This is a genomic window from Tsukamurella pseudospumae, assembly GCF_001575195.1.
GTDB classification, from domain to species: Bacteria; Actinomycetota; Actinomycetes; order Mycobacteriales; family Mycobacteriaceae; genus Tsukamurella; species Tsukamurella pseudospumae.
This window is the reverse complement of sequence record NZ_LSRF01000063.1, coordinates 1-214: the sequence shown is the minus strand read 5'-3', so window position 1 is coordinate 214 and position 214 is coordinate 1. Positions and strand designations below refer to the sequence as shown.

The following is a 214-nucleotide window of genomic DNA, read 5'->3' as shown; positions in this document are numbered from 1 at the left end:
CATGGTGCCCTGCCCCAGCGTCGTCAGGATCTTCAACGAGCCTTCGTCCCGCACCGCAGGCCCCGAGCCGTCACTGCCGACCGCCGCGAGCGACGTGACCGCGCCGGCGAGGTGCACGGCGCGATCCGCGGGAACCTTGGCGACGACGCTCGCGAGGTCCGGCCACGCGACGCGCAGGCGATGCAGCCGCCCTGCTCCCACCGGTGCCGGCATC

Annotated in this window: 1 protein-coding gene; it reads right to left on the bottom strand. The window is 74.3% G+C overall.

From position 1 onward, the window contains the following. Window positions 1–214: hypothetical protein (locus AXK60_RS27265; protein WP_175400111.1), on the bottom strand; the 214-nt coding region annotated here is incomplete at both ends.